This is a genomic window from Rhodococcus sp. LMD (assembly GCF_056108245.1).
On sequence record NZ_CM148557.1, the window covers coordinates 2,094,894 to 2,111,220 of the forward strand.

The following is a 16,327-nucleotide window of genomic DNA, read 5'->3' on the forward strand; positions in this document are numbered from 1 at the left end:
GGTTCCGGATCAGGAAGGGGGAGCGGCGGATTCGCCGCCCCCGGCGCCCGCCGGTGGGTCCGGGACGTACATCAGGTAGTCGTCGAGCAGCTTGCGGCTGGTGAGCAGGCCCTCGGAATACAGTTCGAGGGCCGGGGCGGTGACGGTCTCGGTCAGGTGCCGGAAGAACCCGGTGAAGTCCCCGCCCCGCAGGAGATCCGGGTGCAGGGTCATCTGCAGCAGCATCGACCCCACGTTCATGGCGGTGAGCAGGCGGGCCCGGGCGCGGTTGTCCCGGGACGGCCGGATCAGGCCGCTGCGTTCGCCCTCGGCGAGGTAGTCGACCGCGTCGTCGACCAAGTGGTCGAAGAACTCGGCCGCGCTCTCGCCGCCGGCCTGAAAGGTACGGGCGACGTAGACGGCGAGCGGAGCGTACCGCTCGGCCCGGCCGAGTTGGGCCGGCCACGGGCCGGAGTCGCCGTCCGCGAGCGTCGTCCGCTTGGAGTCGCGGATCTGTTCCAGGACCCACGCGTCGCACGCCCGTCGCAGATCCTTCTTGGATCCGAAGTGGTGCACGATCAACGCCCCGCTCACGCCCGCGTCCGCGGCGATGGTCCGCAGGGACGCGCCGAACCCGTCGCGGGCGAAACGGAGGATTGCGGCCTCCCGGATGCGCGCGGCGGACGTGAGATCCCGGCGCTCGGCCGCCGAGAGCCGACCCGGCGTTGAACTCATGATCAGTATGTTAAACGCGTGTTCAGTCGCTGACAAGAGGGGAGCGCTTAACCCGCCTGTCGAGGACGAGGAGCGCCTACGGCGGGCCCTGCGCGCGCGCGTCGTCGAGCATGCGCATCACCCTCGTCGCGCTCACTCCGTGCACGAGAACGGAGAAGACGACGGTGAAGGCGACGGCGGCCCACAGCTCCTGCTCCTGCGCGATGTCGAGCTCCGCCGCGGCGTACGCGAGGTAGTAGACGGAGCCGATGCCGCGCACGCCGAAGAAGGCCGTGACGCGGCGTTCGCGGACGTCCATCTCGTCACAGCCCAGGAGCGAGAGCCAGCCGACCACGGGCCGGATCACCAGGACCAGGGCGGCCCCGACGAGAACCGAACCCCACGACAACTCGGCGAGCAGGCCGGTGGTGAGGCCGGCCCCCAGCAGGAGCAGGACCGCAAGCGTGAGGACGTGCTCGAGCTGCTCGACGAGGCTGTGCATCTCCGCGTGGTACTCGTGTGCGCGTTCGATGCGCCGCATGGCGACCGCACACACGAAGACGGCGAGGAAGCCGTAGCCGCCGACCAGTTCGGCGATTCCGTACACCGCGAAGGTGGCCGCGAGCGCGACAATCGGTTCACCCCGGTCGGCCAGCCGCACGTGTGCGACGGGGAAGTGGAACACCGCCCGCCCGACGAGATGGCCCGCCAGCGCGCCCACCACGGCGCCCAGGACGATCTTGCCGAGTAGCTCCCACAGGACCCAGGACACGATCCAGTCCTCGATCGGGCCCTTCGTGAACAGGAAGAGGGCGAGGTAGACGAAGGGGAACGCCAGCGCATCGTTGAGGCCGGCCTCGGACGTGAGCGCGAACCGCACCTCGTCGTCCTCGCGGTGGGAACCCTCCCCGGACGTGGGCCCCTCGACCTGCACGTCGGACGCGAGGACGGGATCGGTCGGGGCGAGGGCGGCCCCGAGCAGCACGGCGGCCGCGGGAGTCAGCGCCGCGGCCCACCAGCCCAGCACCGCGACGGCCACGATGCCGAGGGGCATCGCGACCAGCAGCAGCCGCCGGGTGGACTTCCACGACCGCCACCCGAGCGGGCGGTCGATCGCGAGGCCGACTCCCATGAGCGCGACGATCACGCAGACCTCGCTGAGGTACTCCGCCACGGCCGGGTGCCAGCCGGGGGTGACGGCTTCGACATTGTCGAACAGCAGCCCGAGCAACGCGCCGGCCACCAGCACGATCATGGGTGCCGAGATCGCGCGGTTGTGGAAGAGCCGAGGCACGGTGACGGCGAAGAGCAGCGCGAGCCCGGCGGAGACGTAGATGATCGCGGTGTCCAGTGCCGGGCCTTCGTTCGCTGCGATGTGGTCGGCGCAAGGATGCCCACGCGGCCACTCCCCGAAACGCGCGCCCTCGCCCGTGGATCCCGCTCAGATGTCGAAGAACACGGTCTCGTGGCCGCCCGCCGGGGTGTCCTGCAGGTACACGTCGAAGGTGTAGATCACCTTGCCGTCGCGTTCGGAGCGTGTCGCGATCAGCGTGTCGCGGCGGGTCTCCCACTCGATCCCGGTCAGGACGGGGTCGGCGGCGTTGGCGTCGGCCTCGTCGTCGAAGTAGACCCGGGTGTGCAGGCCGAGGTTGATGCCCCGGGCGAACAGCACCATAAGGATGTGCGGGGCCTGGGTCCCGCCGTCGTTCGCCGGCACCGGCCCCGGCTTGATCGTCTCGAAGGTGTAGACGCCGGTGTCGAAGTCGCCGCCCGTGCGGCCCCAGCCGCGGAAGGTCGGATCGATCTCCCGAGCCTGGGTACGGCCGCCCTGGGTGTGGCCGTCCTGGGAATCGCCGGGGTGGGCGTACCTGCCGGCGGCGTTGGCCTGCCAGATCTCGATCAGCACGTCGCGCACGGGGGTGCCGGTGCCGTCGAACACGCGGCCCTCGAGGGTGATGTGCTCGCCCTTCGTCTCCGGCGTGGTGAGGACGTTGCCGAAGTTGTGGTCGAAGATGTCGAACCCGGCCTGCTGCGGCGCGAGCCCGATGTGGACGTACGGGCCGCCGGTCTGCGAGGGGGTCTCCGGGCGGCGCGCGATCATGCTGTGCGGGGAAAGGCTCATCGGGGGGCTCCGGGAAGGGTGATGTTGTCGAAGAAGGTGGCGCGGCGGCCGCGCAGGGTGAGGTCGAAGCGGTAGGTACGCGCGTCGAAGGGAGCGTTGTTGGCGGGATCCTCCTGTGCGATCAGGCTGCGCAGCTGGTCCAGCGTCGGAACGGTCTTCGCGATGGGGCAGCGCTCGATGAGCGGGTCGCCCTCGAAGTACATCTGGGTGATCAGGCGCTGTGCCCAGCCGGTGCCGTTGATCGAGAAGTGGATGTGCGCGGGCCGCCAGGCGTTGGTGCTGTTGGCCCACGGGTACGGCCCGGGCTTGATGGTGCGGAAGAAGTAGTAGCCGTTCTCGTCGGTGATCATGCGGCCGCAACCGCCGAAATTCGGGTCGATCGGCGCGAGGTAGCGGTCCTTTTTGTGGCGGTAGCGGCCGCCGGCGTTGGCCTGCCAGGCCTCGACCAGGGCGCCCTTCACCGGGTTGCCGAACTCGTCGCGTACGTAGCCGTGCACGATCAGGCGCTCACCGATCGGCAGGCCGTCCTTGGCGAAGTTGAGGATGAGGTCGTTGTCCTTCTCGCCGAGCTCGCGCGGGTCGAACACCGGCCCGGTCGTTTCCGAGAGCGTGGGGCGCGGTGCGATCAGTGCATTGCGTGGGGAACGCAACACCGATGTGCGGTATCCGGGGGTCAGCGCGGGCGGGTGCTGGGTGTGGTCGCGTTCGACGAACTCGCCGGACGCGGCGCCGGGGGCGGCGATGATCATGAGGCGGTACTCCTGGGAACTGTCGCACTGCGACGGACGGGATGTGCATCACGCTATGGGTGAGCAAGAGTCATGTAAATTGACGATTTCGGCGATCTTGCATAACTTTCAGTGATGCAAAGTGAGGGCGTCCCACCGGGTGACCGGGCATCGCGGCTTCTCGATCGCATCCGGTTACGTCACCTGACGTGTTTCGTCGCCGTCGCCCAGGAGGGCAACCTCGGCCGGGCTGCCGCCCGGCTGCACCTGAGCCAGCCGGCGGTCACCAAGACCCTCAACGAGCTCGAAGCGCTCTCCGGCGCGCGCCTCGTGGACCGGGGACGGCACGGCGCCCGGCTCACGCGGGCCGGGGAGGAATTCCTGAGTCGTGCCGTCGAGGTCACGGATGCGCTGGCATCCGCCGCAGGCGTGCTGGCCGGAACGGGACAACCGGCCGTTGCCCCGGTGCGGGTCGGCGCCCTGCCCACCGTCGCGAGCACCCTGCTGCCCGGCGCGATCACCCGGTTTCGGGACCGGCGCCCACACGTCGGCGTACAGATCCGCACGGGCCCGAACACCGCCCTCCTCGGCGCGGTGCGCGCGGGCGAACTCGACTTCGTCCTCGGCCGGACGGCCGACCCGGAGACCATGCGGGGGCTCTCGTTCGAACTTCTGTACGCCGAGTCGCTGGCCCTGGTCGTGCGCCCGGATCATCCGCTGGCCGAGGGTCCGGTGTCGGTGCCGGCGGTGCTGGATCATCCTCTCGTCGTCGCCACCGCCGGCACGGTGCCGCGGCACCACACCGAGGGCTTCCTCGCCCGGCACGGGCTGCGGCTGCCGTCCGGCATCATCGAGACCCTCGATGTCTCGGTCGCGCGCGGGCTGGTGCGCACCGGCGACGCCGTGTGGCTGACCCCCGAGCGGGTCCCGCAGGGCGATTTGGACGACGGCACGCTCGTGCGGCTGCCGGTGCCCACGCCCGGCACCGCCGAACCCGTCGGGCTGCTGCGCCGCACCAGCGCCGACACGCCCGTCGCCGCCGAGGAGCTCGTCGCGATCCTGCGCGAACTGGCCGTCGGGTGATCATGGCAGGATCTCCCGCATGGCTGAACAGACTTCCGACACCCCGACGACCGAGCTGTGGGTCGAGCGCACCGGCACCCGCCGCTACACCGGTCGCAGCTCCCGCGGTGCCGAGGTGCTGATCGGATCGGAGACCGTCGACGGCGTCTTCACCCCCGGCGAGCTGCTGAAGATCGCGCTGGCGGCCTGCTCGGGGATGAGCTCGGACTTCCCGCTCTCGCGCCGGCTCGGCGACGACTACGACGCCACGATCCGGGTCTCCGGCGCTGCGGACCGGGAGAACGAGGTGTACCCGCACCTCGTCGAGGAGATGGTGCTGGACCTCAGCGAGCTGGACGAGGAGGCGCAACGGCGTCTTGTCGCGCTCGTGGAGCGATCCGTCGACAAGGTGTGCACCGTCGGCCGTACCCTCGAGGCCGGCACCAAGGTGACGTTGAACATCGTTCGGGACGCGTGAGCGGCGGATATCGGCAGGGAGGGCGGATGGATCGCAAAGCGGCCGGACTCGCGCTCGCCGTCGGGCTCCTCGCGGGCGGAGCGCCGGCGGCGGCCGCGTCCGCCCCGACGAGCTGCACGCCGTGGCGGGTGGACGTCGTCGCGTCCGGGCTCGGCATCCTCGAGAACCTCGCCTTCGACGGTCGGGGCGGACTGCTGGCCTCGGCGTCCACCCCGGCGGGCGGCGGGTCGCTGCTGACCCTCACCCCCGACGGGCGGGCCGACACCGTGGTGGCCGAGGTCCCGGCGCCCGGCGGCATCGTCGTCGACGAGGGCACCGCGTTCTTCACGACGGGCAACGGCACCGTCTCCGGGCTGCTCGGCCGCACCGACGGCACCCTGGAGGCCGTCGACCTCGGCACCGGGGCGCGCCGCACCGTCGCGGCGGGCCTCACGATGCCCAACGGCCTCGTCCGCCTCCCCGGCGGGGACTTCCTCGTCAGTCGGAATCTGGGCAGCCCCCCGGGCCTGACCCGCGTCCCGGTCGACGGCCGCGCTCCGGAGACGCTCCGCACCGACCTCGGTTCCGTCAACGGACTCGCGATCGAAGGCAAAACCGTGTATGCAGCAACAACATTCGATCCGACCACCCGGATTCATGCGCTCGACGCCGACGATCTCGACGGCCCGGCCCGGACTCTGGATCCGTCCGGTCCCGGCCCCCTCGAAACCGCCGACGACCTCGACGTGGGGCCCGACGGTGCGCTGTACGTCCCGCTCAACGTCGCCGGCAGGATCCTGCGCGTCGACCCGGTGACCGGCGCCGGCTGCACGATCGCCACCGGGGTCCCCTTCGTCTCCGCCGTCGCGTTCGGCGACGGTCCCGGCTGGGACCCGGACGTCCTCTACACCACCGGATTCGACGGCTCCGTCCACGCCGTGCGTCCGGTCCGCGATGCCGGGGAGCCGTCGTGATGCAGTCGTCGCCGGATGCGGTCCGGCTCACCGCCTGGGTGCACGGGTACGTCCAAGGTGTGGGATTCCGCTGGTGGACCCGCTCGCGCGCCCTCGAACTCGGCGTCGTCGGTCACGCCACCAACCACCCCGACGGACGCGTGCTCGTCATCGCCGAGGGCCCCCGCGACGCCCTCGAACGCCTGCTCGCCGCGCTGCGCTCGGGCGAGACACCGGGCACGGTGCGGCTGGTGGTGGAGAGCTGGGAGCCGGCGCGCGGCGACCTGACCGGCTTCGTCGAGCGGTGACGGCCCGCCGGTAAGGTTCTCGCACATGTATTTGAAGGGTCTGACGCTCAAGGGCTTCAAGTCTTTCGCGTCCGCGACGACTCTGCGGTTCGAACCGGGCATCACGTGTGTCGTGGGGCCGAACGGTTCCGGCAAGTCCAACGTCGTCGACGCCCTCACCTGGGTGATGGGCGAGCAGGGCGCCAAGGCGCTGCGCGGCGGCAAGATGCAGGACGTCATCTTCGCCGGCACCGCCGGCCGGCAGCCCCTGGGCCGGGCCGAGGTCACCCTCACCATCGACAACTCCGACGGCGCGCTGCCCATCGAGTACTCCGAGGTGTCCATCACCCGGCGGATGTTCCGCGACGGCGCGGGGGAATACGAGATCAACGGGACCTCGTGCCGGTTGATGGACGTGCAGGAACTGTTGTCCGACTCCGGCATCGGCCGGGAGATGCACGTCATCGTCGGTCAGGGCCGCCTCTCCGCCATCCTCGAGTCCCGGCCGGAGGACCGCCGTGCCTTCATCGAGGAGGCTGCCGGTGTCCTCAAACACCGCAAGCGCAAGGAGAAGGCGGTCCGCAAGCTCGACGCGATGCAGGCCAACCTGGCGCGCCTGACCGACCTCACCGCCGAGCTGCGCCGCCAGCTCAAACCGCTCGGCCGTCAGGCCGAGGTGGCGCGCCGCGCCCAGACCATCCAGGCCGACCTGCGCGACGCCCGCCTGCGGCTCGCCGCCGACGACCTCGTCACCCGGCGCGCCGAATTCGCCGATCAGGACGAGCAGGAACGCGTCCTGCGCGAACGACTCGACCACGTCGCTGCGGAGCTGGACGACGCCAACGCCGAACTCGCACGCCACGAGGAGGCGGTCGCTCGGCTCACCCCCGGCGCCGAGGCCGCGTCGCAGACCTGGTTCCGCCTGTCCGCGCTCGCCGAACGCCTCGGTGCCACCGTGCGCATCGCCCAGGAACGCGCCCGCCACCTCGACACCGCCCCGGCGGCCCGCGACGGCCAGGACCCGGACGAGATGGAGGCCCGCGCCGACCGGATCGCCGAAGAGGAGGCCGACCTGCTCGAGGCGGTCGAGATCGCCCACGGCACCCTCGAAGCCGCGAAGGAGCAACTCGCCGCCCAGGAGGAGGCCGCCGCGGCCGCCGAGCGGGCGCACCTGGCCGCGGTGCGGGCCGTCGCCGACCGGCGGGAGGGACTCGCGCGCCTGGCCGGACAGGTCGAGACCGTGCGCACGCGCGCCGAGTCCATCGACGCGGAGGTCACCCGGCTGACCGTCGCCATCGAGGAGGCCCGGCTGCGGGGTGTCGCCGCCCAGGCCGAGTTCGAGACGGCCCAGGCCCGCATCGACGACCTCGACGCCGGCGAGATCGACGCCGACGCCCAGCACGAACGCGCCCTCGAGGCCCTGCGGCTCGCCGACGCGCGCGTGCAGGAACTGCAGGACGCCGAGCGCGCGGCGGGCAAGGAGGTCGCCTCCCTCGGGGCGCGCATCGAGGCGCTGTCGATGGGCCTCGAACGCAAGGACGGCGCCGCCTGGCTCCTCGAGCACCGTCCCGATCTCGGACTGGCGGGGCCGCTCGCGGAACGCGTCCGCGTCGAGGCCGGATACGAGGTCGCCGTCGCAGCGGCGATGGGCCCGGCCGCCGATGCGCTCGCCGCGGACTCCGTCCCGGCGGCCGCCGCGGCCGTCGCCGCGCTGGTGGACGCCGACCAGGGCCGGGTCGCGTTCGTCGCCGGCGGCACCACCGCACCGTCCGAGCCGGCGAGCCTGCCGGCCGGGGCACGCTGGGTGCGGGGCGTGATCGACTGCCCGCCGGAACTGCGCGGCGGACTCGACGCGTTGCTCGCGCGCACCGTCGTCGTGGACGACCTGCCCTCCGCGATCGAACTGTGCCACGTGCGTCCCGACCTGCGGGCCGTGACCCGCAGCGGTGATCTCGCGGGCTCCGGCTGGGTCGTCGGCGGCTCCGGGCGCGCGCCGAGCACGCTCGAGGTGCAGGCCGCGATCGACGCGTCCCGCACCGACCTCGACCGCGCGGTGCGGCGCTCCGAGGAACTCTCGGCGGCCCTCGCCGGGGCCCTGGCCGAGCAGGCGGCACGTGCCGAGGTGGCCGAACAGACCCTCGCGGCCCTCAACGAATCCGACGCCGCGATGTCCGCGGTGTACGAGCAACTGGGCCGGCTCGGGCAGGCCGCGCGCGCCGCCCACGCCGAGTCCGAGCGGCTCGCCGCGCAGCGCACCCGCGCCGAGACGGAACGGGACACGGCCCGCCGGGAGGTCGTCGAGCTCGAGGAGCGGCTGCGGCTGGCCGAGCAGGAGCAGGGCGACGACGGCGCCGACCCCGGCACGGACGCGACGGCCCTCGACCGGGAGGTCGCCGCGGCCGCCCTCGCCGAGGTCCGGGCGGTGGAGATGGAGGCGAGGCTTGCGGCCCGCACCGCGGAGGAACGCGCCCAGGCGCTGCGCGGCAAGGCGGACTCGCTGCGCCGTGCCGCCCGGGCCGAACGGGAGGCGCGGGCCCGCGCCGAGCGGGCGCAGCGGGCCCGCAGGCAGGCCGCGACCGTCGCCGCGGCCGTGGCCGAGTCCGGAGCCCGGGTCGCCGCCCACCTGGACGAGGTGATCGCCGCCGCATCGGCCCACCGCGACGAGCTGACCCGTCAGCGCGCCGAGCGCGCCGAACAACTCGACCGGGTCAAGGAACGGGTACGCGACCTCGGCGCGCAGCGCGCCCAGCTCACCGACGCGGTACACCGGGACGAGGTCGCCCGCGCGCAGGCGGCGCTGCGGATCGAGCAGCTCGAGCAGGCCGTCGTCGAGCAGTTCGCCATAGCACCCGACGACCTGGTCGCCGAGTACGGCCCCGACGTGCCGCTGCCGCCCAGCGAACTCGAGATCGCCGAGTTCGAGCAGGCGCGCGAGCGCGGCGAGCAGGTCGTCGCGCCGCAGCCGCAGCCGTACGACCGTGCCACCCAGGAGCGGCGCGCCAAGCGCGCGGAGAAGGACCTGGCGACCCTGGGAAAGGTCAACCCGTTGGCGCTCGAGGAGTTCGCCGCCCTCGAGGAGCGGTACAACTTTCTCGCCACGCAGCTCGAGGACGTCAAGAACGCCCGCAAGGACCTGCTCGGCGTGGTCGCCGACGTCGACGCCCGCATCCTGCAGGTGTTCACCGAGGCCTATGCGGACGTCGAGCGCGAGTTCGAGCAGGTGTTCGCCAAGCTCTTCCCCGGCGGCGAGGGCCGCCTCGTGCTGACGGATCCGTCGGACATGCTCACCACCGGCATCGAGGTCGAGGCCCGGCCGCCGGGCAAGAAGGTCAAGCGGCTGTCGCTGCTCTCCGGAGGCGAGAAGTCGCTGACCGCGGTGGCGATGCTCGTGGCGATCTTCCGGGCCCGGCCGTCGCCGTTCTACGTGATGGACGAGGTGGAGGCCGCCCTCGACGACACGAACCTGCGCCGGCTGATCGGGTTGTTCGAGCAGCTGCGGGAAAAGTCCCAGCTCATCGTCATCACCCACCAGAAGCCGACGATGGAGATCGCCGACGCCCTGTACGGAGTCAGCATGCGCGGTGACGGCATCACCCGTGTCATCTCCCAGCGGATGCGCGGTCAGGATCTTTCTCGCCCAGAGCTGAACGCCGCCGCCGCGCCTGACAGTATGGGGGCGTGAGTACCGGAGCCTGGATAGCCATCGCGGCGGCGCTTGCCGTCCTCCTCGTCGCGCTCGTCGTCGGCTTGACGCTGTACCGGAGGCGGCAGGTGTCGCTGACAGCGCAGCAGACACCGCAGCTCGAAAGCACCGAGCAGAAGGACCGATCCGGCGGCTACAAGGCTGCGGGCGGATTCAGCTTCAGTCAGGGTGCGACCGCGACGGCGCCACCGCAGCCGGTCGAGCGGCCGGCCCCCACACCTCCGGTGATCCCGGAACCGCCGGCGTCCCCCAAACCGCCGGTCGCTCCGGAATCCACGGTGCTCCCGGAACCGAAGGTCGTGCCACTGCCGGCGGAGGTCTCGGAGGCTCCGGCACCGACGGTCGAACCCGAGCAGGCTCCGGAAGCCGGCGCCGCCCCCACCGTCGAACCGGCACCCCGGGTCGAGCCCGTCCCCGGCGTCGAGCCGCAGACGGCGCCGGCACCGTCCGAGGTCGTCCCGCCGGTCGAGGAGACCGCACCGGTGGAGGAAGCCGCGCCGGTGGAGGAGGCCCCGCCGGTGGAGGAGGCCCCGCCGGTGGAGGAGGCCCCGCCGGTGGAGGAAGCCCCGCCGGCTCCCGCCGCCGAACCCGAGGTCATCGCGCCACCGGCCGTCGAGCCCGAGGTTGCGCCGGTCCCGCAGGTGCCGCCGATCGAGGAGATCGCCCCGACCGAGGGCCGGCTGGACCGGCTGCGTGGCCGGCTCGCGCGGTCGCAGTCGGCCGTGGGCAAGAGCCTGCTCGGTCTGCTCGGCGGTGGCGACCTCGACGAGGACTCGTGGGAGGAGATCGAGGACACCCTGCTGATCGCCGACCTCGGCGCCGCGACCACGACGCAGATCGTCGAGCGGCTGCGCGTGCAGATGGCCGCCCGCAGCGTGCGCACCGAGGCCGAGGCCCGGGCCGTCCTGCGGGACGTGCTGGTCGAGGCGCTGCACCCGGAGCTGGACCGGTCGATCCGGGCCCTGCCGCACCAGGATCACCCGGCGGTGCTGCTGGTCGTCGGGGTCAACGGCACCGGGAAGACCACCACCACCGGCAAGCTCGCCCGGGTCCTCGTCGCCGACGGCCGCCGCGTCCTGCTGGGCGCCGCCGACACCTTCCGGGCGGCGGCCGCCGACCAGTTGCAGACGTGGGCCGAGCGGGTCGGGGCCGAGGTCGTGCGCGGCAAGGAGGGGGCCGACCCGGCCGCGATCGCCTTCGACGCCGTCGCCCGGGGTACCGAGCAGGGCGTGGACGCCGTGCTCGTCGACACCGCCGGCCGCCTGCACACCAAGACCGGTCTGATGGACGAGCTCGGCAAGGTCAAGAGGGTCGTGGAGAAGAAGGCCGCGGTCGACGAGGTGCTGTTGGTGCTCGACGCGACGATCGGGCAGAACGGCCTGATGCAGGCGCGCGTGTTCGCCGAGGTCGTCGACATCACCGGCGTGGTGTTGACCAAGCTCGACGGCACCGCCAAGGGCGGAATCGTGTTCCAGGTCCAGCACGAACTCGGGGTCCCGGTGAAGCTCGTCGGACTCGGGGAGGGCGCGGACGATCTCGCGCCGTTCGAGCCGGGGGCATTCGTCGACGCCCTGCTGGGCTGACGCCCCGGCACCCCGCCGCCTCGCGACCGACCCCGGCCACCCGGCCTCCGACCGGGTGGCCGGTTTTTGTCACGGAAAGATAACAAATCGTCACTCGGTTCCCATCTGCCACTCGGGTTCGGTAGAAACAGGTGCCGGACGGATCCCGCGGGAGCGGGTGGCGACGGGGAAGCAGCGACGAGAGGCTCCTGCGGGAGCTCGCCGCGCTGGCCACCCGGTCCCGCCGGATCCGTCCGGCCCGAGTCCCGCCGACCCGCCGCCGTCGCCTCCCGCGACCACCGTCGGGGAGACGCGGAGGACGGTCCACGGCGGCCGGGTTCGCGGCGAAACACGAACGAAACACATGTCCGATTTGCGTTCACTGCGCTGAAACAGCGCGGCGCTCCCACCGAAACATCACCACAGCATTCTTCTCTCGACGACGCGCTGACCGGCGCGGCCAACAGGGAGGTTGCAAGTGGAGGAAGTGGTGAACACCGGCGACGCGGCATGGATGCTGATATCGGCGTCCCTGGTGCTGTTGATGACGCCCGGTCTGGCGTTCTTCTACGGTGGCATGTCGCGCACGAAGGCCGTCCTGAACATGATGATGATGTCCTTCGGGGCGATGGCGGTCATCGCGGTGATCTACGTGCTGTGGGGCTGGTCGATGTCCTACGGCACCGAGGACATCGGGGGCATCTTCGCCAACCCGTTCCAGATGTTCGGTCTGCAGGGCGCCATCTACGACGACGCCGGTGAGTTCCTGCCCGGTCTCGGCGACTATCCGCAGATCATCGACATCGCCTTCCAGGTGACCTTCGCGGTCGTCACCACCGCCCTGATCAGCGGTGCCCTCGCCGAACGCGTGAAGTTCGGCACCTGGCTGACCTTCGCCGCCGTCTGGGTCACCGTCGCGTACTTCCCCCTCGCCCACATGGTGTGGGGTGGCGGCCTGCTCTCCGGCTCCGAGGACGGCCTCGCCGCCAAGATCTTCGGCACCTCCGACGACGGTGAGGGCGGGCTCGTCGCGACCGTCGCGCCCATCGACTTCGCCGGTGGCACGGTCGTGCACATCAACGCCGGCATCGCCGCGCTCGTCCTGGTGCTGATCATCGGCAAGCGCGCCGGGTTCGGCCGCACGGCCTTCCGTCCGCACAACCTGCCGTTCGTCATGCTCGGCGCCGCGCTGCTGTGGTTCGGGTGGTTCGGGTTCAACGCCGGCTCCGCGTTCGCCGCCGACGGCGTGGCCGGCCTGGCCTGGGTCAACACCACCACGGCCACCGCCGCCGCGATCCTCGGCTGGCTCCTCGCCGAACGGATCCGCGACGGCAAGGGCACCAGCCTCGGTGCCGCCTCGGGTGCCGTCGCCGGCCTGGTCGCCATCACTCCGGCGGCCGGTGCGCTCAGCCCGGTGGGCTCCATCGTGCTCGGCGCGGTCGCGGGCGTCCTGTCCGCCCTGGCGGTCGGCCTGAAGTACAGGTTCGGGTACGACGACTCCCTCGACGTCGTCGGCGTGCACCTCGTCGCGGGCCTGTGGGGCACCGTCGCGATCGGTTTCCTCGGCACCGAGACGGGACTGTTCTACGGCGGCGACTACAAGCAGCTCGTGATCCAGATCGTCATCGCAGTATTCGCCCTGGTCTACACCGGCATCGTCACCGCGATCGTCGCCTTCGCGCTCAAGCCGCTCGGCTGGCGGGTGTCGGAGGAGGAAGAGGCACGCGGCATCGACGAGGCCGAGCATGCGGAGTCGGCATACGACTTCGCGGCCGCCCTCAAGTGATAAGAAGACAGCAGGGCACTGGAGACTGGGAAGGGATGAGGATATGAAGCTGATCACGGCAATTGTCAAGCCGTTCACCCTCGAGGACGTCAAGGCAGGCCTCGAGCAGGCGGGTGTGCTCGGCATGACCGTCAGCGAGGTGCAGGGATACGGTCGCCAGAAGGGCCACACCGAGGTCTACCGTGGAGCGGAGTACTCCGTCGACTTCGTTCCCAAGGTCCGCGTCGAGGTCGTCGTCGACGACGCCACCGTCGACAAGGTGGTCGAGACCATCGTCGAGGCATCCCGCACCGGCAAGATCGGCGACGGCAAGGTATGGGTCACCCCGGTCGAGACCGTGGTCCGGGTGCGCACCGGTGAACGAGGTGCCGATGCACTCTGACCCCAACGGGTCCGGAACTCGCGGCCCTGGTCCCGCTGCCTCCGCAGCGGGATCGGGGCCGCCGGTGTCTGCGGGACCGGCCGGAACCGGCACCGCCGCCACCGACCTCGCCCGAGCCCGAACCCAGCTGCTCTCCGGTGGTGCCCGCCACCGCCGACTCGACGCCCCGGCCCTGCGCCACGCCCTCGTCGACCTCCACGAGTTCTGGCTCGTCACCAAGGGCGCCGAACTCGGCATCGCACCCGACTGCGGCTTCGCCGTCGTCGCCGTCGGCGGCCTCGGCCGTCGCGAGATGCTGCCCTACTCCGATCTCGACCTCGTCCTGCTCCACGACGACATGGACCCAGCGGTCGTGTCCCGCGTCGCCGACCGGCTCTGGTACCCCCTGTGGGACGCCCACATCAAGCTCGACCACAGCGTCCGGACCGTTCCGCAGGCTCTGCAGGTAGCGGCATCCGACCTGACCGCCGCGCTCGGCATGCTCGAAGCCCGCCACATCGCCGGCGACCCCGAACTGAGCAACCTGCTGATCGGGGGTGTGCGGCGGCAGTGGCGCACCGGCATCCGCAGCCGGTTCGACGAGCTCATCGCACTGACCGAGGCCCGATGGGAGCGCAGCGGGCAGATCGCGCACCGGGCCGAACCCGATCTCAAGAGCGGCCGCGGCGGGCTGCGGGACGTGCAGCTGCTCAACGCCCTGTCCGTCGCGCAGCTCACCGACGGCATGCCGGGCCTCGGCCCCGACGTTCCCGGCGGCGGGCTCGCGGCCGCGCACCGCCGCCTGCTCGATGTGCGCACCGAGCTGCACCGCGTCGCCGGTCGTCCCCGCGACCAGCTCCGTGCCCAGGACGCGGACGAGATCGGCGCCGCCCTGCGCATCGGCGACCGATTCGACCTGGCCCGGGTGCTCACCGAGGCCGCGCGGACCGTGAGCTACTCGGTGGAGGTCGGCGTACGCACGGCCGGGAACGCGCTGCCCCGCAAGGGACTGTCCCGGTTGCGGCGCGTCCCCGTCCGCCGTCCCCTCGACGAGGGTGTCGTGGAGCACGGCGGGGAGGTGACGCTGGCCCGTGACGCGAACCCCCGCAAGGACCCCGGTCTGATCACGCGGGTCGCGGCGGCCGCGGCGCAGCACGACCTGCCCATTTCCGCGTCGACTCTCGGCCGGCTGGCCGACAACGCACCGGAACTGCGCGAACCGTGGCCGCGCACCGCACTGAACGACCTCCTCGTGCTGCTCGGTTCGGGGACCCGCGCGATCGACCCCATCGAGGCCCTCGACCGGACGGGACTGTGGGGCCGCCTGCTGCCCGAGTGGGGCGCCGTGCGGGATCTGCCCCCGCGCGATGCCGTGCACATCTGGACGGTGGACCGGCACCTGGTGGAGACCGCCGTGCAGGCAGGAGGCCTGACCACCCGCGTCGCGCGCCCCGATCTGCTGGTGCTCGGGGCGTTGCTGCACGACATCGGCAAGGGCCGCGGCGGCGACCACAGCGTCGTCGGAGCCGAGCTCGCCACCCGGATCGGACGCCGGATGGGCCTGTGGCCCTCCGACGTCGCCGTGCTGTCCGCGATGGTCCGCCACCATCTGCTGCTTCCGCACACCGCGACCCGGCGCGATCTCGACGATCCCGCCACGGTGGAGTCCGTCGTCGAGGCCATCGACGGCGACCCGGTGCTGCTCGAACTGCTGCACGCACTCGCCGAGGCGGACTCGCTCGCGACGGGCCCGGGAGTGTGGGGCGACTGGAAGGCGGCGCTCATCCGGGAACTGGTCCGGCGCTGCCGGCTGATGATGGCGGGGGAGGAGCTGCCGCACCCCGATCCGATCGACCCCCAGCTCGCCGGGCGGGCGGAACAGGGCGGCATCCACGTCGACCTGCAACCCGGGGAGAACCCGCACGCCTACACCGTGACGGTTGTCGCGCCCGACGAGCCGGGCCTGCTGTCCGACGCTGCCGGAGTGCTGGCACTGTACGGCCTGCGCGTGCTGTCCGCCTCGGTGGGCAGCCACGCCGGCAGCGCGGTCAACAGTTTCGCCGTCGCCCCGCTGTTCGGGGCCCCGCCGGCGGCGGGCCTACTGCGGCAGGAACTCGTCCGGGCCCGCTCCGGGGACCTGGACCTGCTCGCCACACTCGCCGCGAAGGAGCAGGCCGCCCGCGAGGCGCAGCTGCCCGAACGACCGGAGCGGGCCGTGCCGGGCACCTACGCGCAGGCGCCTCCGCACCTGATCTGGATCGACGCCCCGGAGCAGGGGCAGGCGATTCTCGAACTGCGCGCCGAGGACCGGCTGGGCATGCTGTGCCGGCTCGCGGACGCGTTCGAACGGTGCGGTGCCGACGTGCGCTGGGCCCGGGTCGCCACTCTCGGACGCACCGTCGTGGACGCGTTCTGCATCGACCTCGCAGGCTCCGACACCCGGGAGAACCGGGAGCGGATCGAGCGGGCCGTGCTGGCCGTGGTGCCCGCGCCGGAACCGAAGAAACCCGAGGACAACGGCTGAGCGTGGGGTGGGCGCTCGTGCACGTGCGAGAACTCGTGCCGCGAACGGCTACCCTGGAACGCAGAACTGTCCGCATCTTCGCCAGACCC

13 protein-coding genes are annotated in these 16,327 nt (G+C 71.9%); 9 read left to right on the forward strand and 4 right to left on the reverse strand.

Features of this window, described 5'->3' with window-relative positions:
- Window positions 1–9: 9 nt before the first annotated feature.
- From ACWPQI_RS09825 to pcaH, 4 genes are all read right to left on the reverse strand, one after another.
- Entirely contained in the window at window positions 10–714 is a 705-nt protein-coding gene (locus ACWPQI_RS09825; RefSeq protein WP_017680537.1) for a TetR/AcrR family transcriptional regulator, read from the reverse strand.
- 76 nt (window positions 715–790) lie between these two features.
- Window positions 791–1,987, reverse strand: coding sequence for a cation:proton antiporter (locus ACWPQI_RS09830; protein ID WP_017680538.1), 1,197 nt, complete (start codon window positions 1,985–1,987; stop codon window positions 791–793).
- 147 nt (window positions 1,988–2,134) lie between these two features.
- A complete protein-coding gene (gene pcaG, locus ACWPQI_RS09835; protein WP_102030775.1) occupies window positions 2,135–2,815 on the reverse strand; it encodes a protocatechuate 3,4-dioxygenase subunit alpha in 681 nt (226 codons plus the stop codon).
- Complete coding sequence (gene pcaH, locus ACWPQI_RS09840; RefSeq protein WP_017680540.1) at window positions 2,812–3,564, reverse strand: protocatechuate 3,4-dioxygenase subunit beta; 753 nt, start codon at window positions 3,562–3,564, stop codon at window positions 2,812–2,814. The genes pcaG and pcaH overlap by 4 nt, the downstream gene beginning before the upstream one ends.
- 114 nt (window positions 3,565–3,678) lie before the next feature.
- Here pcaH and ACWPQI_RS09845 point away from each other — a divergent pair, with 114 nt between their 5' ends.
- The 9 genes from ACWPQI_RS09845 to ACWPQI_RS09885 all read left to right on the forward strand — a co-directional run bounded on the left by ACWPQI_RS09845 (window position 3,679) and on the right by ACWPQI_RS09885 (window position 16,238).
- Window positions 3,679–4,626 (forward strand): LysR substrate-binding domain-containing protein, encoded by a 948-nt coding sequence (locus tag ACWPQI_RS09845; RefSeq protein ID WP_017680541.1) that lies wholly within the window; start codon window positions 3,679–3,681, stop codon window positions 4,624–4,626.
- 19 nt (window positions 4,627–4,645) lie between these two features.
- A complete protein-coding gene (locus tag ACWPQI_RS09850; protein ID WP_017680542.1) occupies window positions 4,646–5,083 on the forward strand; it encodes an OsmC family protein in 438 nt (145 codons plus the stop codon).
- Between the two features lie 26 nt (window positions 5,084–5,109).
- Window positions 5,110–6,036 carry an SMP-30/gluconolactonase/LRE family protein gene (locus ACWPQI_RS09855; RefSeq protein WP_017680543.1) on the forward strand — a complete coding sequence of 309 codons (927 nt, stop codon included), beginning with the start codon at window positions 5,110–5,112 and terminating at the stop codon, window positions 6,034–6,036.
- Window positions 6,036–6,323 carry an acylphosphatase gene (locus ACWPQI_RS09860; protein WP_003939033.1) on the forward strand — a complete coding sequence of 96 codons (288 nt, stop codon included), beginning with the start codon at window positions 6,036–6,038 and terminating at the stop codon, window positions 6,321–6,323. Before ACWPQI_RS09855 ends, ACWPQI_RS09860 begins: the two co-directional genes overlap by 1 nt.
- A 25-nt stretch (window positions 6,324–6,348) precedes the next feature.
- A complete protein-coding gene (smc, locus tag ACWPQI_RS09865) occupies window positions 6,349–9,984 on the forward strand; it encodes a chromosome segregation protein SMC (protein WP_119699707.1) in 3,636 nt (1,211 codons plus the stop codon).
- A complete protein-coding gene (gene ftsY / locus ACWPQI_RS09870) occupies window positions 9,981–11,588 on the forward strand; it encodes a signal recognition particle-docking protein FtsY (RefSeq protein WP_017680545.1) in 1,608 nt (535 codons plus the stop codon). The genes smc and ftsY overlap by 4 nt, the downstream gene beginning before the upstream one ends.
- Before the next feature lie 457 nt (window positions 11,589–12,045).
- Complete coding sequence (locus ACWPQI_RS09875; protein WP_010592763.1) at window positions 12,046–13,353, forward strand: ammonium transporter; 1,308 nt, start codon at window positions 12,046–12,048, stop codon at window positions 13,351–13,353.
- A 43-nt stretch (window positions 13,354–13,396) separates the two neighbouring features.
- A complete protein-coding gene (locus ACWPQI_RS09880) occupies window positions 13,397–13,735 on the forward strand; it encodes a P-II family nitrogen regulator (protein WP_010592762.1) in 339 nt (112 codons plus the stop codon).
- Window positions 13,725–16,238, forward strand: a complete 2,514-nt coding sequence (locus tag ACWPQI_RS09885; RefSeq protein WP_026137708.1) for a [protein-PII] uridylyltransferase — start codon at window positions 13,725–13,727, stop codon at window positions 16,236–16,238. The genes ACWPQI_RS09880 and ACWPQI_RS09885 overlap by 11 nt, the downstream gene beginning before the upstream one ends.
- Window positions 16,239–16,327 lie beyond the last annotated feature (89 nt).